The sequence below is a fragment of the Streptomyces sp. Ncost-T10-10d genome (assembly GCF_900091955.1).
In the GTDB taxonomy this organism is placed as follows: domain Bacteria; phylum Actinomycetota; class Actinomycetes; order Streptomycetales; family Streptomycetaceae; genus Streptomyces.
Map to the genome: position 1 here is coordinate 12,411 of NZ_FMDF01000049.1, position 21,664 is coordinate 34,074.

General features: G+C 69.2%; 18 protein-coding genes. 11 read left to right on the top strand and 7 right to left on the bottom strand.

Annotated features, from left to right (window positions below; translation table 11 throughout):
* Window positions 1-196: 196 nt before the first annotated feature.
* Window positions 197-895, bottom strand: a complete 699-nt coding sequence (locus tag GA0115254_RS06315) for an HAD family hydrolase (protein WP_093894293.1) — start codon at window positions 893-895, stop codon at window positions 197-199.
* A gap of 550 nt (window positions 896-1,445) precedes the next feature.
* On the opposite strand from GA0115254_RS06315, the gene GA0115254_RS06320 reads away from it, so the two are divergent.
* The gene (locus GA0115254_RS06320; RefSeq protein WP_093894294.1) at window positions 1,446-2,120 is read left to right on the top strand and encodes a ScbR family autoregulator-binding transcription factor; all 675 of its coding nucleotides are present in this window, start codon (window positions 1,446-1,448) and stop codon (window positions 2,118-2,120) included.
* Between the two features lie 212 nt (window positions 2,121-2,332).
* Here GA0115254_RS06320 and GA0115254_RS06325 read toward each other — a convergent pair whose 3' ends face one another.
* Both GA0115254_RS06325 and GA0115254_RS06330 read right to left on the bottom strand, forming a co-directional pair.
* The gene (locus GA0115254_RS06325; RefSeq protein WP_141720770.1) at window positions 2,333-2,935 is read right to left on the bottom strand and encodes a hypothetical protein; all 603 of its coding nucleotides are present in this window, start codon (window positions 2,933-2,935) and stop codon (window positions 2,333-2,335) included.
* Entirely contained in the window at window positions 2,932-4,038 is a 1,107-nt protein-coding gene (locus GA0115254_RS06330; RefSeq protein WP_093894296.1) for a hypothetical protein, read from the bottom strand. The genes GA0115254_RS06325 and GA0115254_RS06330 overlap by 4 nt, the downstream gene beginning before the upstream one ends.
* Before the next feature lie 315 nt (window positions 4,039-4,353).
* Here GA0115254_RS06330 and GA0115254_RS06335 point away from each other — a divergent pair, with 315 nt between their 5' ends.
* From GA0115254_RS06335 to GA0115254_RS06355, 4 genes are all read left to right on the top strand, one after another.
* Window positions 4,354-8,487 carry a Pls/PosA family non-ribosomal peptide synthetase gene (locus GA0115254_RS06335; protein WP_093894297.1) on the top strand — a complete coding sequence of 1,378 codons (4,134 nt, stop codon included), beginning with the start codon at window positions 4,354-4,356 and terminating at the stop codon, window positions 8,485-8,487.
* 27 nt (window positions 8,488-8,514) lie between these two features.
* Window positions 8,515-9,195: a BPL-N domain-containing protein gene (locus GA0115254_RS06340; RefSeq protein WP_093894298.1), complete on the top strand. Its 681-nt coding sequence runs from the start codon at window positions 8,515-8,517 to the stop codon at window positions 9,193-9,195.
* Between the two features lie 699 nt (window positions 9,196-9,894).
* On the top strand, window positions 9,895-10,563 hold the full coding sequence (locus GA0115254_RS06350) for a winged helix-turn-helix domain-containing protein (protein WP_093894300.1): 669 nt from the start codon (window positions 9,895-9,897) through the stop codon (window positions 10,561-10,563).
* Between the two features lie 12 nt (window positions 10,564-10,575).
* Window positions 10,576-11,952 (top strand): ATP-binding protein, encoded by a 1,377-nt coding sequence (locus GA0115254_RS06355; protein ID WP_176740003.1) that lies wholly within the window; start codon window positions 10,576-10,578, stop codon window positions 11,950-11,952.
* Window positions 11,953-12,260: 308 nt separating this feature from the next.
* On the opposite strand, the gene GA0115254_RS06360 is transcribed toward GA0115254_RS06355, so the two are convergent.
* Window positions 12,261-13,199: an ion transporter gene (locus tag GA0115254_RS06360; RefSeq protein ID WP_093894301.1), complete on the bottom strand. Its 939-nt coding sequence runs from the start codon at window positions 13,197-13,199 to the stop codon at window positions 12,261-12,263.
* A gap of 164 nt (window positions 13,200-13,363) precedes the next feature.
* On the opposite strand from GA0115254_RS06360, the gene GA0115254_RS06365 reads away from it, so the two are divergent.
* Entirely contained in the window at window positions 13,364-13,510 is a 147-nt protein-coding gene (locus tag GA0115254_RS06365; RefSeq protein WP_093894302.1) for a twin-arginine translocase TatA/TatE family subunit, read from the top strand.
* Window positions 13,511-13,655: 145 nt separating this feature from the next.
* Complete coding sequence (locus GA0115254_RS06370) at window positions 13,656-14,336, top strand: hypothetical protein (RefSeq protein ID WP_093894397.1); 681 nt, start codon at window positions 13,656-13,658, stop codon at window positions 14,334-14,336.
* A 36-nt stretch (window positions 14,337-14,372) separates the two neighbouring features.
* Here the strand turns inward: GA0115254_RS06370 and GA0115254_RS06375 are convergent, their stop codons facing one another.
* Both GA0115254_RS06375 and GA0115254_RS06380 read right to left on the bottom strand, forming a co-directional pair.
* Complete coding sequence (locus GA0115254_RS06375; RefSeq protein ID WP_093894303.1) at window positions 14,373-15,386, bottom strand: sporulation protein; 1,014 nt, start codon at window positions 15,384-15,386, stop codon at window positions 14,373-14,375.
* Window positions 15,387-15,896: 510 nt separating this feature from the next.
* Window positions 15,897-16,142, bottom strand: coding sequence for a hypothetical protein (locus GA0115254_RS06380; protein ID WP_093894304.1), 246 nt, complete (start codon window positions 16,140-16,142; stop codon window positions 15,897-15,899).
* Between the two features lie 161 nt (window positions 16,143-16,303).
* Here GA0115254_RS06380 and GA0115254_RS06385 point away from each other — a divergent pair, with 161 nt between their 5' ends.
* A complete protein-coding gene (locus tag GA0115254_RS06385; protein WP_218105514.1) occupies window positions 16,304-17,134 on the top strand; it encodes an IclR family transcriptional regulator in 831 nt (276 codons plus the stop codon).
* Window positions 17,135-17,183: 49 nt separating this feature from the next.
* Here GA0115254_RS06385 and GA0115254_RS06390 read toward each other — a convergent pair whose 3' ends face one another.
* Window positions 17,184-17,747, bottom strand: coding sequence for a flavin reductase family protein (locus tag GA0115254_RS06390; RefSeq protein ID WP_093894306.1), 564 nt, complete (start codon window positions 17,745-17,747; stop codon window positions 17,184-17,186).
* A gap of 321 nt (window positions 17,748-18,068) precedes the next feature.
* Between GA0115254_RS06390 and GA0115254_RS06395 the strand changes: the two genes are divergently transcribed.
* From GA0115254_RS06395 to GA0115254_RS06405, 3 genes are read left to right on the top strand one after another with little or no spacing between them, the layout of a single operon-like run.
* Window positions 18,069-18,935, top strand: a complete 867-nt coding sequence (locus GA0115254_RS06395; protein ID WP_256102423.1) for an alpha/beta fold hydrolase — start codon at window positions 18,069-18,071, stop codon at window positions 18,933-18,935.
* On the top strand, window positions 18,932-20,629 hold the full coding sequence (locus GA0115254_RS06400; RefSeq protein ID WP_093894308.1) for an FAD-binding protein: 1,698 nt from the start codon (window positions 18,932-18,934) through the stop codon (window positions 20,627-20,629). The genes GA0115254_RS06395 and GA0115254_RS06400 overlap by 4 nt, the downstream gene beginning before the upstream one ends.
* Window positions 20,626-21,663 (top strand): ferredoxin--NADP reductase, encoded by a 1,038-nt coding sequence (locus GA0115254_RS06405; protein ID WP_093894309.1) that lies wholly within the window; start codon window positions 20,626-20,628, stop codon window positions 21,661-21,663. Before GA0115254_RS06400 ends, GA0115254_RS06405 begins: the two co-directional genes overlap by 4 nt.
* Window position 21,664: the final 1 nt, after the last annotated feature.

The following is a 21,664-nucleotide window of genomic DNA, read 5'->3' on the forward strand; positions in this document are numbered from 1 at the left end:
CTGACCTCGATCCGTCGACCCCACCCGGAATCACTGGCGGCCGCACGTCGCCTCGGTACAACTCCCTCCTTTCGGGCGGGGCGACGTCCGCCCGTCCGGCATTCATGGTGACGGTGAGCTCATCGGTGTGATGGGTCCTCAGCGGCGACCGGTAGGCGGAGAGTGCGCGCAGATCTCGAACGAGGTGCCCGGCGCCTCATTCGTGGGGTGGTCCCGCCATGGCGATCCAGGTGTTGGCCCAGGCGGTCAGCTCCGGGTCACCCAGGGTGCCGACCCATAAATCGACCCGGTCCGCACCCCGCCCGGCAGGGCGGGGGCCGGCTCCCAGCACGCGTAGACCTGCGCTTCGCGCCGACTCGATACCGGTGAGGGAGTCCTCCACCGCCAGTGCCTCCTGCGGCCGCACGCCGCAGAGATCTGCCGCAGCGGCATAGACGTCCGGATGGGGCTTGGGCCGCAGTGTGTCGCCCGCGACGACGATATGGCCGAAGTATCCCAGCAGTCCGGCCCGGTCCAGGCTGGACTCCACCATGTCCAGGGGGCAGTTGCTGGCAACCGCGAGTGGTAGATGGCGAGCGGCCAGGCGGACCAGAGCTGCCGCGCCCGGCATGGTGACGGGGTCTGCGGCGACCAACGCAGTGAAGTGCTGGAGAAGTGAATGCGTCATGTCGTCGGCGAGGCCAGGCTTTCCGGTCGCCTCGGCCATGAGGCTCCCGCACTCGGTGTAATGCACCCCCTTGGCTCGCTCGGCGAATCCGGCCGGGGGCTTGAGGCCGAACTCTCTGAAGACTCTGTTGCGTGCGTCCTGCCAGTGGCGTTCGGTGTCCATCAGGGTTCCGTCGCAATCGAAGACGATTGCGGCCGGGGACCAGCCAAGGATGCGATGAGCTGTCATTTCTCTGCCGTTCTGGGAGAGTTCGCCGACTCCGTTCTGTCGCCGGGTTCGTGAGATGTCGGACTGCGGGAGAGATGCGCTCGACCGTTCAGCCTGGGATGCCGAACGGTCTTTCTTGACCGCGCGCGAAGGTGGTCGATCCGCCTGCGTGGGGCCCACCGCTCCGGAAAACGTCCGTCTCGTGGGTCGAGCCCGAAAACATCGTGGTCACTACGTTAATTTTGTCCGAAGAGGGACGCAATCACTCCTTCGAGTGTTTGACGGCAGGTCGGTCGCAGTTTAAACGCGAGGGGAGGGGCGGCCGAAGGGCAGCTCTGGAATGCCGTGCGACCGATCAACTCTGTTGTGAGGCAGGTAAGTTGCTGCAAACCCCGCCATAGCGGCCGCTGAGGGCGGTCCCGTTCTCGGAATCATCGGGATTGGGTCGCAAATTTCACCGATGTCACCCACATGCACGCACGGTCGAAGAATAATAAAAGCTCCGCGGTCAGTGGCGCAGTGCCGCCAATGCGCGGGCGCACTACCCCCCTGTACCCAACTCATTGCATGAATGAACGAAGGTGGAACATACGTGCAAGACAGGGCGAGAGCGACCCGGAGATCCCTACTGGAAGCCGCAGCGCAACTTTTTGTCGAACAAGGATACGCAGGCACCAGCATCAATGACATAAGTGGCCGCTCGGGGAAGACCAGTGGAGCCATCTACTTTCACTACTCGAGCAAGGAAAAGCTCGCCCTCGCTGTCGTCGGTGAACAGTTCGCCGCATGGCCGCAATTGGCCCAGCACTACACGGCCCCAGGCATTCCGCCGCTTGAGAAGCTCGTCGCTCTGAGCTTCGAAATCGCCAGAGTCCTGCGCGAGGACGTCGTAGCCCGCGCCGGCGCCCGCCTGTGGGCCGAGCGCCGGGGCATCGACGCGCCCGTACCCGCACCGTTTGCCGCCTGGACCGCGGCCGTCACGAGGCTTCTGGCCGAGGCCCGGTCCAGGGGAGAACTCGCCGAGGGGATCGAGCCGTCGGGCACCGCCACGACACTCGTGTGTGCGCTCTTCGGTCTGTACAGCCTCACCGACGAGGTGGCGAGGGAGCAGGAACTCGGGTCCCGGCTCGACCAGTGGTGGCTCCTGGTCCTGAACGCGCTGCAGGCGCGCCCTGACCCCGCGGCCCTGATCGCACGAGCGCGAGCACGGCTTCCCGTGAACGACCCGCCCGCCCGGGCCGATTGACAGTCCGGCGCCAGGTGGTCGGACTGCATGCTCAGCTGCCTGGTGGACCTGCCTCGTGCTGTGCTTCGGCTCTTCCCGTGTCCACGCAAAGAAGAGGCGAAATTGCAGGCCCGAGCTCCGCGGACCGGGGTGAGCCCGGTCGTGTGTCCAGATTTTGGTTCTCTACTTCTGGCTCCGGGCCACGACTTGGTGTTGCAGATCCTCGATCTGGGTCAAGATGTCCCGGGCCTCCTCGACGTCCGCCGAGTCCACCGCGCCCGTTCCGCGGTTCGACGGTAGGTGGTTCCGGTGGGCGAGCCGGCGGAGGATGTCGGCGTGGTGCTGGTGGATGACGTCCAGGAGGGATGCGGCGCAGCGCTCGGTCGCGGGTTCTCCTTGCGGAACTCCCGGGCCAGGTTCATCGCCCTCGCGGTCGTCTGCGATTGCATGACCAGCGCGTACGCCCGATGGCTGCGGCGCAGATCCTCCGGCTCATCCCCTGGGAACCGTTCCCCGGCCGCCGTGTGCGACGAGCCGAGCACCGCCTTGAGGAAGATCCCGTACGGCAGCTTCTTCCCGTCGCGCCAGTTCGACTCGTTCGCCGCGATGGCCTGTCTCTTCTCCGCGTCGGACAGCTTCTGATACGCCTGCCGGACCTCGGCCAGCGGGACGCGTCCCTTGCTGATGTGTTCCCAACTCGGCGTCCACGTAAAGCCCATGGCAGCCATACGGAGGCGGTTCGGCTGGTCAATCCCGGCCATGGCAGCCCGGATCGTGTTCTTGCCCTCCTTGTTCTCCTGCGGGTCCAGCCGTTTGTACGTATTGATGCCGATCACCACGGCCGTGCTCGCCGTCGCCAGTTCCTTCGCGTCGGAGCCCGCCCACGCCTCGTCGATATAGCGCGAGGCGATGTTCGTTCCACCTCTCCCGGCTGCGCCGCCATATTGACGACGTATCCCGTCATCGCCTCTTTCCCGAGCATGGGAATACGGATGCGGCTCGGGTTCTCGATCGGCTGCCGGGCCTTGGCGAGCTCGACCGACCCCGCCGCCTCTCCGATCTTGTACGGGAACACCTCTCCGCTCAGTGGCACGTTTCCCGTCTTCGCCGTCTCATTGGGACTGACGTTCATCGTGGTGCGGATTTCCTTGTCCTTCTCCGCCCCGGAGAACGACTCGGTGGAAATCGAGAAGCGAAGACCTCTGATCCGGCCGTCCAGACGATCCTGCTGGACCCTTTCGATCCGCCGCCCCGCCGCGATCTTCTGCTCGTAACTCGCGTGCAGATCCCCCGCGTCGTCGGAGCCGCCCGTGTCCCCGCGCAGTTCGGTGAAGGCCTCGTCCACCAGTGAACGGTTGAAAGCGGACAGATCGCGGGCCGCGTACCAGCGCTCGTTCTGCTCGCCCCGGGCGACCCAGCCCCGCCCCTCCTCGGCGGTGGACCGCTTACCGGCCTTCTCGGCGAGGGCCTTCACCCGCCAGGTGGCGCTGCTCTCGACGACGTCGAGCTTGATTCGCACCCCGTCCCGAGACTTCGCCGCGCCCTGCAGCGCCGATTCGAGGTCGTTCCCCCGCACGACCTCGTTCCTGCTCCGTTGCGCAGCCGCATTCCACCCGCGCTCAGCGGCCTGCCGGGCGGCCAGGCGCAGACCACTCGGCGCGTCGGTCCGGTCCTTGTCGCGGTCCTTCTTCTTCGGCTTGTCCTTGCCCTTGAGTTTTGCCCAGAGGGCTTTGCCCTTCTTGGCGATGAAGTCGACGATTTTGTCGATGGCGCGGTTGACGGGTTTGGCGACGGCGTGGAAGACGGATTTGCAGTACTCGGGGCAGACAGTGTTGCCCGTTCGGACAGCGGCGAGTACGCGGCACGTCCTTCTCAGGGGCCTCGTCGTGGTGCGGCAGGCCGGGTCCGGAGCACGCCGCCGTTCAACCGGGCTCCGCAAGGGGGCCGGGGTGCGGAGCGGGCGCGGATCGCGGCACCGAAGTCGCCGCCGCGGCCGGACGAGATGCCGTTCAGTCTCTCCAGCATGCCTGGTCCCGCCGGTGCGGGCCGGGCGGTCTCAGGCCCTGGCGGGCTTCCATGCCGAGGCAGCGGGCCGACAGGAGGGCGAATCGGTGGGGAGCCGCTCTCACGGCAGGCGCACAGACCGATCAGGTGATGTTCTGTCTCAGCCTCCTCTCAGCGGGCGCCGTACAGGCTGGAACCGTCCTCCCGGACCACCGGGCGTCCTTCACCCGAGCTGAGGAGGAGGTTCCCCATGACCTCCCACACCGTGGACCCGCCTGTCGTTCCGGCTGGAGACTTCGCCGACCCGAGCGCTACGAGCACGGCCCGTCGGCTGCACCACTTCTTTCAAGGCGCCTGTGACCGCACACCGTGCGCCGTCGCCCTGGAATGCGACGAGCAGCGTCTGACGTACGCCGATCTCGACGCACGCACCAACCAGGTGGCTCACTACCTGCGCCGTGTGGGCGTCGGTACGGGCACTCGCGTGGCTGTTCTGCTACCGCGTTCTGTGGGCATGTACATCTCGCTTCTGGGCGTGTGCAAGGCCGGGGCGACGTTCGTGCCGCTCGACCCCGCGTCCCCACCCGAACGCATCGCGTACATCCTGGGCGACGCAGGGGCCGGCGTCCTGCTGACCACGGGAGTTCTGATGCCGTGCACCGGGCGTGCGGAGACGGAGGAGCAGGGAGCGTGCCGGGTGATCCGGACCGACGCCTGGGCCGGTGAACTCGCTCGTCTTCCCAGGACACGGCCGCCTGCCGACACGTCCGCCGCGGGCCGGTACGAAGGCGATCCCACCGCGTACATCATGTACACCTCGGGCTCCAGCGGCAGGCCCAAGGGCGTGGAGATCGCCCAATCAAGCATTTGTAACTTCCTCGGTGTCGTGACTCCCGTGTACGCCGTACGCCCCGATGACCGGGTGTTCCAGGGCATGACCATCTCGTTCGACTTCTCCATCGAGGAGATCTGGCCGACCTGGGCGGCAGGCGCCACGCTCGTCGCCGGGCCGAGCGGACCCGCGCGGCTCGGTGACGAGCTCGCCGACTTCCTGGAGACGCGTCGCGTCACGGTGCTGTACTGCGTGCCGACGCTGCTGGCGACGATCCCGCGCGACCTGCCGCGGGTTCGCAGTGTCGTCGTGGGCGGCGAGGCGTGCCCGCAGAGGCTCGTCGAGCGGTGGAGCAGGCCGGGACGCCGCATCCTCAACACGTACGGACCGACAGAGGCCACGGTCACGGCGACCTGGCAGGAACTGCGTGCAAACCGGCCCGTCACCATCGGGCGGCCTCTGCCGACGTACTCGGTGGTGCTTCTGGACGAACAGCGGCGGCCCGTGCCCCACGGTTCGGCCGGCGAGATATGCCTGGGCGGTCCCGGCCTGGCCCGCGGTTACGTGGGCCGGCCGGACCTGACCGCCGACCGTTTCATCGAGCACCCGCTGGCTCCCCGGGGCGGCCGGCTCTACCGCACCGGTGACCTCGGCCGGATGACCGTCGACGGGGAGATCGAGTACCTGGGCCGGGCCGACGCCGAGGTGAAGATCCGGGGATACAGGGTGGCACTCGACGAGATCGACAACGTGCTGCTGGAGGACCCCGGCGTAGCTCAAGCGGTCACCGCGCTCGTCGCAGCGCCGGACACGGGCAGGTCTCCGCTGACCCGGCACGACCTGGACCCGGCCGGGCACAGCGAGACCGAGAGCGCCACGGTGCTCGCCGCCTACGTCGTACGTGCCACAGAATCTCCCGGTCCGGACGCAGCCTCCGACGGCAACCTCGCCGCCCGCCTCCACGAGCGCCTGCAACGTACTCTGCCCGCCTATATGGTGCCGTCGTTCCTGGACATTCTCGACCGCCTTCCCGCCATGCCGAGCGGCAAGGTCGACCGCCGGCTGCTACCCGCTCCGACCGGCCGCCGACTCATGGGGATCGGCCGCATGGTGCCCGTCCGTGGTGAGCTGGAGACGCGGGTGCGGGACGCCTGGGCACAGGTGCTCGGCCTCGCTCCCGACGAGGTGTCGGCCGAGGCGAACTTCTTCACCGACCTCGGCGGCCACTCGTTGCTCGCCGCACAGGCCGTATCGCTCTTGCGCGGCCGCGACGGCGGAACCGGCCCGACTCTGCGCGACCTGTACGAGCACCCGACGGTGCAGGGGTTCGCAGAGCGGATACGCGCCTCGGCGGCCACCATGGCCACCAGTCCGCCCCGCCCGTTCATCCGTCACAGCCGCTGCCGGATCGCGCTCGCCGGACTGGCCCAGGCGGGGGCCTTCTACCTCGTGCTCCTTCTGCTGACGCTGCCTGTGGCCGTCTCGTACACCGCACGCCACGGCCAGGTCTCGGGCGGGGAGGTCGTGCAGCCGACGATCGCCGTCCTGGCCGGCTACCTGGCGGTGCGCTGGATCGTTCCTCTCGCTCTGGCGCGCCTGCTGGAGAACGGCATCGCACCCGGCCGCTACCCACTGTGGGGGCTGACCTATCTGCGCCTGTGGGTGCTGAACCTGCTGCTGGAGATCAGCCCGTTGCGGGTACTCAGCGGCTCTCCCATGATGGCTCCCTACCTTCGGCTGCTCGGTGCACGCGTCGGAGCCCGCGCCACGATCGCCACCGGCCTCATCGGTCTGCCGGCTCTACTGAGGATCGGCAGCGACGCGGCGGTCGGCTACGGCGTTTCACTTCGCCCCTGGAAGGTCGCGGACGGATGGGTCACCGTCGCTCCGATCACGGTGGGCGAGCGGGCCTTCGTCGGTGCCAACGCAGTGCTTGAACCCGGTGCGTGCATGGGGCCGGGGTCCGCGCTCGGTGAGCAGTCCGTGATCGGCCAGGACGCGTCGATGGCGGCCGGAGCGCGCTGGACCGGATCACCGGCGCGCCGGGTCGAGGCCCTCGCCCCGGTTGTCGAGACGATGCTGCGCACACGTGGCGTTGCAGATCACTGGCGGCCGCGACATCTGTTTGCGGCGCTGCTCGGCCTGGTGTTCCTGGAGCTGGCTCCGCTGCTGACGGTCCTGCCCGGCATCGCGTTGTTCTGGTTCGCATGGCTGCGCTGGGGTGCGGGCTCGGGGCTGGCTGCCACCGCGCTGTCCGGCCCGGTCTTCGTGGGTACGGTGTGCTTGGTGGTCGCCGTCGGCAAGCGCGTGGTCCTGCCTGAGGTGCCCGTGGGCATCCACTCGGCGCGCTCCTCGCTCGGCGTGCGCAAGTGGGTCGTGGACAAGCTGATGGAGTACAGCCTCACTTTCACCAACGCTCTCTACGCCACCCTCTACACCGTGCCGTGGCTGCGGCTGCTCGGCGCGCGCGTGGGCCAGGGTGCCGAGGTCTCCACCGTCGCGTACGTCGAGCCGGGCCTGCTGAACCTCAAGGAAAGAAGCTTCGTCGCGGACAATGCGAGCATCGGTGCCGCAGTCTTCGCGGCCGGCCAGGTGGCCATGGGGCCCACCACGGTGGGAAGCCGGGCGTTCGTCGGTAATGCGGCGCTGGTGGCGGCCGGCACGGAGCTGGGTGCGAGCTCCCTGGTCGGCGTGGGTACGGTCCCGCCACCCGACGGTGTGCCCGACGGCACCACATGGCTCGGCTCCCCCGCGTTGCGGCTGCCGGTGCGCCAGAGCAGCGGTTCGTACCCGGAGGAGCTGACGTACCGGCCGACCCGCAGGGCGGTGCTCGTTCGTCTGGGTATCGAGTTCTTCCGTGTCACCATGCCCGCCTCGGTTCTGGCGACCAGTGCCTACCTGTACCTGCTGGCACTGTCCGGCCTCGCCCGTGGTGGCGGCCCGCTGGTCCCGGTGCTGGTGTCGCCCTTCCTGGCCATCGGCGCGGCGTTCGCGGCCATCGCCTACTGCGTGGTGGCCAAGCTCGTCGTCATCGGCAGGTACCGGCCGCGTGTCGAGCCGCTGTGGAGTTTGTTCGTACGGCGTACGGAGTTCGTCACCGGCCTTTTCGAGGCGGCCGCGGTCCCGGCGGGGGTGGGTGTGCTGGTCGGGACTCCGTTCCTGCCGGTGGTACTCCGAATGTTCGGTGCCCACATCGGCCGACGTACCTGGATCGGCACCACCTTCCTCACCGAGTTCGACCTGGTGGAGGTGGGCGACGACGTCGCGGTCGACAGGAACGTCTCACTGCAGACACATTTGTTCGAAGATCGTGTCATGAAGATGTCGACGGTGACTGTTCGGTCCGGTGCGGATATCGGCACCCGGGCCATCGTGCTGTACGACGCGGTGGTGGGCGAGCGTGTCGGGCTCGGGGCGTTGTCCCTGGTCATGAAGGGGGAACACCTGCCGCTGGGGACGAGTTGGCGAGGGCTCCCCGCCGAAGGAGTGACGAGCCGTCCCCGACCGGTTCAGGGGGACCGGTCGTGGTCGACCGCGGTGCGCGACGCATGACCACAACGCGGCGGTGAGGAGGAAGACATGGTTGAGGCCGAGACGCCCGGACCCCGCCCGCTCGCGCTCGTCTACCGGGGACCGGCATCGCTGCCCGGTTGCCCGGAGGCGGTCGCGGACCTGCTCGCCGCCGGCCCGTGGCAACTGGATGTCCGCTTCGCCGGCCCGCGCGAGGCCCTGAAGCTGTCGGCCGAGTCGCTGTCCAGGGCCCTTGTGTACGCCCAGCCGGGTGGCATGTCGCTCCGGCCGGCCTACCGGAAGCTGAGGCGGCAACGTGACGCGATCCGCGGCTTCGTCCATGGCGGCGGACGCTACCTGGGATTCTGCCTGGGCGCCTATCTGGCGGGGGCCACCCCCGGATTCGCCCTGCTGCCCGGCGACACCGACCAGTACATCCGCTCACCGGGATGCACAGTCCACGACACCGGCAACACGCTGGTCGGGGTGATGTGGCGTGGACGGCCCCGCACTGTCTTCTTCCAGGACGGACCGTACTTCGCGCTCGATGCGAACGCGGATGCGATTGTCCTGGCCACCTACGCCAATGGTGCGACCGCTGCGGTCGTGACCCGGTTCGGTGCCGGCCGCGTGGGGGTCACCGGACCGCACCCGGAGGCCGGCGACGACTGGTACACCGACAACCGCCTCCCGGTCCAACACACCCGGGACCTCGCTGTGGACCTCGTGAATGCGGTGATGGAGAGATGACCGCGGTTGAATGCCGTGATGTTGAATGCCGTGATGGAGAGATGACTGCGGTGCCCGCACCGCCAAGCCTCGATCCGACGATCGCGGTGCGACTGTGGCTCGTCCAACAGGTCTGACACGCGGGTTCTCCGTCGACGACGTCGGAACAGGGCCCGTCCCCGCTCAGAACTCGCCGGGCCGGCTGATCGCCGACATCGCGCTCGGCAGGAGCCGCGTCGCGGCGATCGCCGTCCGTCGCCGCTGACTGCGCACGGCGGCCGACCGGGTTCCCCGGCCGACCGCCGTTGCTGCCACCAAGGAGCAGCCGGTGGCTCCGGCTCCTACCTGCCGACCGGGTGGTCGGCGACACGGGAAGTGCGGATCAGGCGCTCACGCGCGTCCTCGATCTCCCTCTCCCGGTCATTCGCGGACCGCCTGTCGTCATCCGGCATCCTGTCCCGGCGCTCCCGCTCGTCACCACGCCGTGCCTGCTCTCGCGTCGTGTCGATCCCGGGTGCATCACGCTCGCCTCGCCGGACCTCATCCCTGTCCCGGCGCCTGTCTCGACTGTCTGTCATGGTTCCTCTCCCTCCTCACCTGCTTGAGGCCTCCAGCGTGTGCTGCGGGCACTGAGAGGACCCTGAGAACCCGCCACGCCCTCAGCGGCTTCTCAGGGGACAGTCCGTACGGTGCGGCACTAGGGTGGATGGAGAGGCTGCCATGCGGATGCTGATCATCGAGGACGAGCGTGGACTTGCCGCGGCGATCGCCGACGGACTCGCTTCGGAGGGCTTCGTCGCCGACACCGCATATGACGGTGTGGACGGGCTCTGGCGGGTTCTCCACGAGCCGCACGATGTCATCGTGCTGGACATCATGCTGCCCGGCCTGTCCGGGTACGAGGTCCTCAAACGGATGCGGGCAGCACATGTGTGGACCCCTGTGCTGATGCTCACGGCGAAGGACGGAGAGTACGACGAGGCGGACGCCCTGGACCTCGGCGCCGACGACTACCTGAGCAAGCCGTTCTCGTACGTGGTACTTGTGGCCCATCTGCGGGCGCTTCTGCGCCGAGGCGCACCACCCCGGCCCGCGGTGCTCGCGGTCAACGACCTCACCCTGGACCCCGCTCGTCGGCGGTGCCGTCGCGGGAGCCATGAGATCGACCTGACTGCAAGGGAGTTCACCCTCCTGGAATTCCTGCTCCGGCGTGCCGGCCAAGTGGTCAGCAAGACAGAGATCCTCACGCACGTGTGGGACGAGAACTTCGACGGCGACACCAACATTGTCGAGGTCTACGTCGGTTACCTGCGGCGCAAGATCGACACCCCGTTCGACCGCCAGACCATCGAGACCGTCCGCGGAGCGGGCTACCGGCTGCGGAGCTGAGGAGGTCAGCGGATGCACGTCGACATCCGGACTTGGTGGTCCCGCCGGTCGCTGCGGTTGCGGCTGACCGTTGCGGCTGCCCTCATGATCGCGTTCGGACTGGCCGGCGCCGCTGTGCTGCTCGTTCTGTGGCTTCAATCAAGTCTCATCAGCGAGCTCGACCAGACCGCACTGCAGGACGCCCAGGTCGTCGCAGCAACCCTTGAGGCCGAACCGCGCGGCACCGAACTGCACAACACCTTCCACGGCGAATCCGCTGTCCAAGTGGTCGACGCCAAGGGAACAGTGCGAGCCAGTTCGGCGAATCTGCGCAACAAACCCCGGTTGTTCGACTTCCCGCCGAACGCATCCGGTACCCCACACGCCCGCACCCTCCACGACGTCCCAGTGGGCGAAAGCGGTGCCTGGCGTGCTGTGGCCGTCCCGGCCGGTACCCACCACGACCCGATGACCGTGTACGTCGCCATGTCCACCGAGGACATCGACCGTGGCCAGGCCAAGCTGACGTTCGGCCTCGCCATCACCGTGCCATCGGTCGTGGCCCTGCTCACCGGCGTCGTATGGCTGCTCACCGGGCGCGCGCTGCGCCCTGTGGATTCCCTGCGCACCCAGACCGCCGAGATCACCGCCTCGGACCTGGGGCGCCGACTCGACGTGCCCCCCGCCGAGGATGCTCTGGGCCGGCTGGCGAAGACCTTCAACGACCTGCTTGGCCGCCTGGAGGCCTCGACCCGGCGGCAGCGAGGTTTCGTCGCCGACGCCGCCCACGAACTGCGCAGCCCTCTGAGTACCCTGCACACACGCCTGGAGGTCGCAGTCAGCCATCCCGAAGCCGCCGACTGGCGATCACTCGCCCCCGCCCTGCTCGAAGAGACCGAACGGCTTTCCCGGCTCGTCGACGATCTTGTACAACTGGCCCGCCTCGACGCTCGCCCACGCCTGCGCAAACGCGCCGTCGACCTGGACGAGATCGTCTTCGCCGAGGTGGGCGAGGCCCGTCAGCGTACTTCACTCGTCATCGACCAGCGCGCCGTCAGCGCCGCACGAGTCCACGGTGACAGGGATGCCCTCGCCCGCGTGGTACGGAACCTGCTGGACAACGCGCTTCGCCATGCCGCCACCCGCATCGACATCCGCCTCTACGTCGTGGACGACACCGCAAACCTGGTCGTGACCGACGACGGGCCCGGCATCCCTGCCGCCGACCGGCAACGCGTCTTCGAGCGCTTCACCCGACTCGACCACGCGCGCGCACGGGACACGGGCGGCAGCGGCCTGGGGCTGGCCATCGTCCGCGACATCGTCACCGCCCATCACGGCAACGCCCACATCGAGGCCAACCACCCAGGTGCTCGGGTCGTCGTGCGGATTCCCGTCGGTGATCGGTAGCGGCCGAGTCAGTGGGGCGCGTCCGTGGATCGTTCGGACGAACTGTGGCTGCTGATCGATCCGTTGTTGCCGCAGCCGCAGCCGCAGCCGCAGCCGCAGCCGCAGCCGGAGCCGGGGCCGAGAGGCCGGAGTGCGGGACCGGCTGCACGTCGTGCTGTCGGCCGGGCTCCGGGGGCATCGGGCGCTGCTCCTGTTGCTCGCCGGGGTAGCCGCAGCCACCTTCCTTGCACGACCCGAGGCATCCGCTTGTCGCGTGACCGCACAGCGGTACCTGGCCGACCGCGGGCCATCCGCGGTCGGCGCGTGGGTCACGGCGCTTGTGCCGCCGATAGCGTTCCTGCCTGCGGCAGGGCTGCGTCGGCTGCCGGGGCTTCGTCAGGAGTTGTGAGGTGAGGGGGCGAGGCCGTACGTGCGAGTTCCTCATCCAGGTCGTCCAGGGCGCGGCGGGCCGTGGCGATGCGCTCGTGAAGTGAGCCGCCGTCCACCGGCCTTGCGGCCACGGAGGGCGATTCCTCCGCTTTTTCCATGTCGCGGGCCTCGTCGAGCGAGGTGATGACCACACCGATCAGGACGTTCACGAGGACGAACGAGGCGAGCAGGACGTACGAGGCGTAGTAGACGATGCTCCAGCGTGAGATCTCCAGGCCCGCGCGAACCGCGTCGCCGATGCCGTCCAGAGTCATCAGGAGGAAGAGCGTGAGCACGGCGCGGCCGATGGAGCCGTAGTGCTCCGGGTCATGGCGGGCGAAGAAGACCCAGCCCACCATCGCGTAGACATACAGCAGCAGTGCTCCGACGAGCAGGAAGCTGAGTGTGCCGGGCAGACTGCGTCCGACCGCCACCAGGACGATCCGCAACTGGGGCAGAAAGCGGGCGGTGCGCAGGACACGGGCCAGGCGCAACAGCCTTAGCACGGTGGTGTTCTCGCGCACGACAGGGAGGAACGCGCTGAGGACGACTGCGAGGTCGAAGAGGTTCCACGGGTCGCGGAAGAAGTCCTTCGGACGGTCCGCGTGGGCAGCCAGGCGCAGCAGGATCTCGACGGTGAAGGCGGCCACGCAGGTGTGCTCGGCCAGGCGTAGCCAGCGCTGCCAGTCGTCGACGACCCCGGTGTACGTCTCGATCCCGAGCAGTGCCGCGTTGGCGAGGATCAGGGTGAACACGGTGACGGCGAACCAGCGCGCCTCCGTGAGGGCGCGGCAGCGCCGCGCCAGGGACAGTCGGGTTGTGGGGATGCCGTCGGTCATCCTGCTCTGTTCCTCCGTGCAGCACACTGCTCCCGGCCAACCGGGCCGGAAGGCGGGCTTGTTGAATGATCACGCTCCAGGAGAGACTTCTACAGCAATGTAGAGGACGATGTGTCACCGGTACGCCGGTCGGCCGCCGTCCGCCCCGGCAGAGAGCAGACCTGATGTTTGGCTTGAGTGAACTTGCCCTGATCCTCCTCGTCGTCGTCGTGGTCCTCGGGATCAAGAAGCTGCCCGAGCTGACGCGTTCGGCGGGCAAGGCGGCCCGGATCTTCAAGAGCGAGACCAAGGCGCTCAAGCGTGACGAGTGACGAGCCGGCCCGCCCGGAGAGGGCGGGCCGGCGCCCGCTGTTGCTCCCGGACACCCTGGCGACTTCGAGGAAGGCCGGGTGAACTGACCCGTGGACGAGGAGACGCAGAAGTTCGGCCCGGCCGACGAGCTTTATGATTCCCGGCATGGCGAAGCGCAAGGTGCGGCGACGGGCACGCGAGATCCTGGGGGAGGATCCCGTGGCTCTGGTCTGGTGCGAGGTCCACAAGCCCATACCCAAGCCGCCTGAGGAGACTCACCGAGCCGCCGGCAAGGGACGGCTCAAGCCGGGACACCACTGGCTGCTGTATGTCGGAGCCGTGGTGTTCTTCTTCGTGGTCGTCCCGGTGATCCTGATCGACAAGCTCGGCGACCGCCTCGTCCGACCGCGGTCGTCGAGGCGGTCGCGGGGACAGCAGCCGGCCGCGGCGGGGACGGCTTCCGGTGCGCGCGGGTCGGCGCGGGGCCACGACCCGGCCATGGATCCGACCAACGGCATCTTCGACGGGAACTGGGACCTGACCGCCGGCCGACTGCTCCTGCGCTGGTACGGGCACTCGCCCAATCCGAAGCGTCTCGTCATGCTGGCCCACGACCGGGTCTGCGTGGCCGCGTCTCCGCGCCGTCGGCTGTCGCCCACGAAAGCGGACGACTTCCGGATCGTCGAGGAATTCCCGTCGCACCAGGTACACGTCGACGGCGAGACCGGTCAGCCACGCGGCTTCGCCACGTTCCGACTGTGCTTCAGCGACGGCTCCTGGCTGGAAGTGGGACGCCTGGCCGAGGCCGAGGACGCCGACCACTTCCTGCGCGCCGTCGGCGCGTGACCCATGCGGGCAGCCGCTGAACACCCGGTGGTGTGCTCAGCCCTCGTCGCCCCCCTCGTCCTCGTCGGCCTCGAAGAAGTCGCCGACCTCGTCGACGACTTCGGCCGCGACCATGCCGCCGACGACACCGACGGCGAGACCCGCCGCACCGGCTGCGACCGCCGTGCCGATGCCCGGGCCCGAGCGGTGGTGGCTGTCGTGATGGTCATGATGGTGTTCTTGGTGGGTGCCGCCGTACGGATCACCGTGTACGTATGCGTCGTGTGTGCCGTACGACGCGCGGTGGTCGATCAACTCGCGGATCCATCCGTCGACTTGGGTGTTCCAGTCGCGGGTGGCGACTTCGTGATGACCGACCGTGAAGCGGGTCAGAGCGTCGTGGCCGGAGGAGAGGAGGCTGCCGCGCTTGTCGGCCTCCAGGACGACCTCCAGGCCGACGGGGGAGGCGAGCAAGGTCAGCTCGATCTCGTTGACCGCGTGCACGTACTGCGCCGACGGGGTCAGCTCGATCTCCTGGTAGAAGGGCAACAGCTGCCCCGTACCACCGATGCGGCCGTATTCGAGGTCGGCCGACTTGAAGCCGAAGCCCAGTTGGCCGAGGGCTTCGAGGATTGCCTCCTGCACGGGCAGGGGGCGCACCGCGAGCGCGTCCAGGTCGCCCTTGTCCTTGGCTCCGGCCACTGCCAGCTCGGTGCGCACGCCGAGCACGATGCCCAGCGGCTGTCCGTACAGCTCGCTGACCGGGGTTTCCCAGGGCAGGGTCACGCTGAACGGGACACTTCGCCGCTCCTCCTCGGCGAGGCGGAAGCCACCACCGACCGTGAACCGTTCGAAGACGACCAAGCCCTCGCTCTCTCCCTCCTCGTGTTCCGCCTCGACCCGGGCGACGAGTTCGAGCGTGATGTGCTCGATCTCCACGGCCGAGGAGCCGCCTTCGAGGTGGACCTGCCCGGACAGCGTGCCGCCGGGCAGCACCGCGCCGCCGGCGAGGACCGTGTCCACCGAGGGGCCGCCTACGCCGATCGCCCCGAGCAGCCGTTTGAACACCATGCTGGTGTCGCTCCTTCACTGATCTGATCACACTGGTTGTTCCGTTGCGGTCGACGCTCGCGCGACCGGCTCCGTCACAACTCCCCGGGCCGGTAAAGAAGTTCCCAAGTCACCTGATCAGGCGAGTATTTTCGGCCACGGGCTGGGAGTCCGGGCGCCCGCTGCGGCGCATGGAGCGCCGGTCTACCGCAGTGGCCGCAGCCCGGCCCGCGCCCGCTCACGGCGCCGGCCCCGAATGTCCTGCCTCGGATAACTGTGGGCATGGTGGGGCTCTGACTTGTGGTGCCTACGGTTGAATGGGACGAGCCCGCTCCTCCTGTTCCGCCGTAGGCAGCTGCCTACGAGGGTGTGCATCGCGAAGGTCCACCGATCGGATCGCCCTGGCTTTCCTGGTGGGGTGAGCCTGCAGGATCGCACTGGGTTCGGGGGCGCCGGTGCGCCGGCCTGAGCCTGCTCGTGCGATCCGGCCCGGCGCACCTGCTGCAGCACCGCCGAGCGCCTGGTGGAGTGTCAGCGCGCCGCGAGGCCGGTCCCTTCCCCCGGGTGCTCAGGAGTGCCGGGGAGTCCGAGATCACCGGATTCGGACTCGGCCGGATGATGCAGCATCCGGGCGGTGATCACCTGCGAGTGACCGGACACGACGACCGGTGCCGGCGGGCGCCCGGACCGGCCGTAGCTGAGCGGGATGCCCACCGGCTGGAACCACGGGTCGCCCCGCGCGAGCTCCGCGATGTCCGCGAGGTGCGTGCTCCGCATCCGGAAAAGAGGCCGTGCGTACGTCTTCACTGAGCTCTGGGGGCGCTGTTACATTCCGGAAAACAAGAATTCATTTCAGTCTGTGACTGGAGGCACCCATGACGGCTGTCCAAGATGCTCCTCACGTGCATGCGCCGGTTCGTCGCGAGTTGCCACCGTCGATGGTCGAGCGGGTGACGCTGATCATGGACGTCTTCGAGGGCCGTACGGCCAGGCTCTCGCTGGAGGAAGTGGCCCGGTCCACGCAGCTGCCCAGGTCGACTGCGCACCGGATTCTCGACCAGCTGGTCCGGCTGCGCTGGCTCGAACACACCGGCCTCGGGTACGGACTCGGGCGCCGCGCCCTCGGCTTCGGCGGAGGGGACGGCGCGCACGGCAGGATCCGCGAGGCCGCGGCGGCCAGGCTGCACCACCTGCAGATCCAGACCGGCCTGGTCGTCCATCTGGCCGTCCTGGACGGGGCGGAGGTGAACTACCTGGACAAGGTCGGCGGCCGCTTCGCCGCGGCCGTCCCCTCCCGGGTCGGCGGCCGGGCCCCCGCCCATTCGACCGCGCTCGGCAAGGCCATGCTGGCCTGGCTCGAACCGGAGGACGTCGAGGCCAGGGCCGCCGAGTCCATCGGCCGCCTGACGCAGCGCACCATCGCCGACGTAGGCACCCTGCACCAGGAACTCAACCGCATCCGGCGCCGCCACGGCCTCGCCTTCGAGCGGGGCGAGTGCTTCCCGGACATCGCCTGCGTCGCCGCCGCCGTCCGCGGGCCCGAGGGGCCGGTCGCCGCGATCTCGCTGGTGGGGGATGCCTGGTCCCCGCTGGAGAAGGTGGCGCCGCTGGTCGTGGACGCGGCGCGGCAGGTGTCCCGCGAGTTGTTCCCCGAGCCGGAGACGCCGGTCAGGGCGGCGCGCCGGCCGGCGGCCGTGCCAGGGGAGACGTGGTCCCCGCAGGCCATGGACCGGCTGCTCGCCGTGGGGCAGTACGGCGACTGGCAGTAGATCCCGCGGAGGAGAGGGGCTCCTGTATACGACCGGGGCCCGCCGCTCCTCACCCCCAGTGGGCGCCCCAGCTCCACGGGTCGACGGGTGCCGCCGGGCTACCGAGGCCGAAGCCGCCGCGGAAGAAGAGCATCGGCTGCCGGTCGGTCACGGTCTCCAGGGCGATGACCCGGCCCACCACCACATCGTGGTCGCCCGCGCCGTGCACGTCGTGGACATCGGCGTGCACCCGGGTCAGGACGCCGGGCAGCGAGGGTGTTCCCCAGCGGGACACCTCCCAGTCCAGCCCCTCGAACTTGCGGCCCTTGCTCGATCCGAACCGGCCGCAGATATCCGCCTGTTCGTCCGTCAGGATGTTCACGGAGAACCGCCCCGACTCCCGGATCCTCGGCCACGCGCGCCCCCGGTGGTCGGCGCAGAACAGCACCAGGGCCGGTTCGAGCGAGACCGAAGCGAACGACTGGCATGCGAAACCGGAAGGGACGCCGTCCCGGCCGATCCCCGTCACCACCGTGACCCCGGACGCGAAGGTGCCCATGGTGCGCCGCATTCGCGCAGGGGTCGGTTCGGTCTCCTCGCACACCTCGGGCGCGGACAGGGACTCTGCGGTCATCGGGTTCACCTCGACGGGGACGGTGCGGTGGTGTGCCCGGGACCGGGCAGGCGGCGAAAGTAGGACAGCGGTCCGAAGCGCCGGGGTCCTGTTCCCGATGAGTGGAACGGTTCCGGGCCGTGGGCCGCCGCAGGCCACCCGTACCCACGTGACCGTACGCATCCCGCTGACCGAGACGTCCGCCGCGAGGCCCGGCGGGCCGTGGCTACGGTCCAGGAACCGATCACACGGCACCCATGGCCGCCCGGAGGGACCACCACCCCGGCCGGCCCACCGGGTCACCAGGTCCACCGGACACCGAGGCCAACCGAGGCAGGGATGATGACGGCGCTGAGCCACGACTCCACACTGCGCGAACTCGCCACTGAACAGGGCGTGCTGCGCTACCACGAGGCCGGAGACGGCCCGCCCCTGCTGCTGTTGCACGGATCCGGGCCCGGGGTCACCGGATGGCGAAACTTCCGGCACAACCTGGGCGCGTTCGCCGAGCACTTCCGCTGTCTCGTCCTGGAGTTCCCCGGATTCGGGGTCAGCGACCCGGCCGACGGTCATCCGATGGTGACGGCGGCCTCGTCCGTGACCCGCTTCCTGGACGGGCTCGGGCTGGACCGGGTCGACATCATCGGCAACTCGATGGGTGGCATCGTCGGCACGCGCTTCGCGCTCGGCCACCCCGACCGGGTGCGCCGCCTCGTGACGATCGGCGGCATCGGCCGCAGCCTGTACAGCCCGAGCCCCGGCGAAGGCATCGAACTGCTCACCGAGTTCACCGACGAGCCGACCCGCGAGGGCCTGGTCCGCTGGCTGAACTCCATGGTGTACGACCGGTCGCTGGTGACCGAGGAGCTCATCGAGGAGCGGTGGAACCACGCCACCGACCCGGAGACGCTCGCCAGTGCCCGCCGGATGTACGGGAGCAAGGCGTTCGCGGCCGGTGCCGCCGCAGCTGCCGCGTCCGACGAGGCGCCGTACTGGGCCATGCTCCACCGGCTCCGCGCGAAGACGCTGCTCACCTGGGGGCGCGACGACCGGGTCAGCCCGGTCGACATGTCGATCGTGCCGATGCGCACCATCCCCGACGCCGAACTGCACGTCTTCCCGGACTGCGGGCACTGGGTGATGATCGAACAGAAGGCCGCCTGGGAGAGCGCGGTTCTCGCCTTCCTCACCCGTGAGGACGCGGCGTGAGCCCCGCGGCCCAGGAGACCTGGGACGAGGAGTTCGACTTCGTCGTGGTCGGCAGTGGCGGAGGCGGCATGGCCGCCGCGCTGACCGCGGCCGACAGCGGCCTGAGCACCGTCGTGGTCGAGAAGGGCCGGAAGTACGGCGGTTCGACCGGCATCTCCGGCGGCGGCATCTGGATCCCCAACAACCCGACGCTGCGGGCCAAGGGACACAACGACAGCCGCGAGTCCGTACGCCGTTACCTCGACCTGCTCACCGAGAACCGGGTACCCGCGGCCCGCCTCGACGCGTACGTCGACCAGGGACCGGCCGCGATGGAACTGCTCGGGAAGAGCCGGTGGATGCGGTTCTACTGGGTCAAGGGTTACGCCGACTACCACCCCGAGTACGACGGGGGACGCCCGCTCGGCCGGTCCATCGAGGCGCTGCCCTTCGATACCCGCAAGCTCGGCGAGGACGAGAAGTACCAGCGGCCCAACAGCCTCAAGGGTCCGCTCGGGCTGTGGATCACCTCGAAGGACTACCGGGACCTCGCCATGGTCAAGCGGACCTGGCGCGGACGCCGGGCCTCCCTGACCGCCGCCTGGCGGGTCTCGTCCAACATGATCCGCCGCCGCCACATGGCGACCGGCGGCCGGGCGCTGGTCGCGCGGATGCGCATGGCGCTGAAGGACGCGGGCATCCCCGTCCGGCTGCGGAGCCCGATGACCGAACTCGTCACCGACGCGAGCGGCAAGGTCACCGGCATCGTCGTGGAACGGGAGGGCAGGACCGTGCGGATCGGCGCCCGGCGCGGTGTGCTCCTTGCCACCGGCGGGTTCGACCACAACCGGGAGATGCGCGAGAAGTACCTGCCCGAGGGCAGTCGCGACGACCACAGCGCCGGAGTCGCCGAGAACGTCGGTGACGGCATCGTCGCCGGTCAGGCACTCGGCGCTGCCCTCGACTTCATGGACGACGCCTGGTGGATGCCGTCCGTGCACCATCCGTCCGGCGCCACCATTCCGCTGGTCTCCGAACGGTGTATCCCACCGTCGGTGATTGTCTCCGGCGACGGCAGGCGCTTCACCAACGAGTCGTCGCCGTACGTGAACTTCGTACACGACCAGATCGAGGGCGGGCACACCACCGCCTGGTTCGTCATGGACGCCAAGGCCCGCGCCCGCTACCCGTTCGCCCAGATCCTGCCCGGCATGCCGTTCCCCAAGGCGTTCTACGAGAACGGCACGGTGCACCGCGCGAAGAGCATCGCGGAACTCGCCCGGAGCATCGGCGTCCCGGCGGACACGCTCACCGAGACCGTCGAACGGTTCAACGGCTTCGCCCGGACCGGCCAGGACACCGACTTCGGGCGCGGCGACAGCGCCTACGACCGGTACTACGGCGACCCCACGATGAAGAACCCCAACCTCGACGAGCTCGTCAAGGCCCCCTACTACGCGATCCGCATCGAGGTCGGCGACCTCGGGACCAAGGGCGGCCTCGTCTGCGACGAGCACAGCCAGGTGCTGCGCGAGGACGGCTCGGTCATCGCGGGACTGTACGCCACCGGCAACACCTCCGCGGCCGTGATGGGCAACGAGTACGCGGGACCGGGGGCCACCATCGGCCCGTCCATCGTGTTCGGCTATGTCGCGGCCCGGCACGCGGCCGCGGCCACCCGCGCCGGGAGCGGGGCCGCCGGAGGCGCACCATGAGCCCGGCGCCGCTGACCGTACGCGTCGTCGAGGTGATCCGGGAGACCGCCGACGCGCACTCGCTCGTCCTGGAGCCGGCGGACGGGGACCGGGCCCGGTTCACCTACCGACCCGGCCAGTTCCTCACCGTCCGGGTGCCCTCCGAGCGCCCCGGCGGGGCGGCCCGCTGTTATTCGCTGTGCAGCTCCCCGGCGCGCGACGAGCACCTGAAGGTGACCGTCAAGCGCACGGCCGGGGGGTACGCCTCCCACTGGATCTGCGACCACATCACCGAGGGCGACACCCTGGAGGTGCTGCGGCCCGCGGGCACCTTCACCCCGGACTCGCTCGACGGCGACTTCCTGCTGTGCGCCGCGGGCAGCGGCATCACCCCGGTGATGTCGATCCTTGTCTCCGCCCTGCACGCGGGGACCGGCGCGGTGACCCTCCTCTACGCCAATCGTGACGAGCAGTCCGTCATCTTCCGCGACGAACTGATCGCCCTGGCACAGGAATACGGAGAACGGCTCACGGTCCTGCACTGGCTGGAGTCCGTCCAGGGCCGGCCCACCGCATCCGGCCTGCGCACCCTCACCGCCGCCTATGCGGGTCGCCCGGCGTTCGTCTGCGGCCCAGGTCCCTTCATGGACCTGACGACCGGAGCGCTCGCCAGGCACGGCGTACCGCCGGACCGGATCACGGTGGAGCGCTTCACCTCACTGACCGGCGACCCGTTCGCGGAACGCGAGCCCGCCCCGGAGCCGGACCGCGCAGGGCCTGTCAGCACGGCCGAGGTGGAGCTGGACGGGGTGCGCCACACCATCGACTGGCCGCGGGACACGCCCCTGCTCGACGTGCTGCTCGCCGCCGGACTGGACGCGCCGTACTCCTGCCGGGAGGGCAGCTGCAGCGCCTGCGCCTGCGTCCTCACCGAGGGCGAGGTGGCCATGGAACACAACGAGGTCCTCGACGCGACCGACCTCGCCGACGGTCTGATCCTCGCCTGCCAGGCACGCCCGCTCAGCGACCGGCTGAAGGCCACCTACGACGGCTGAC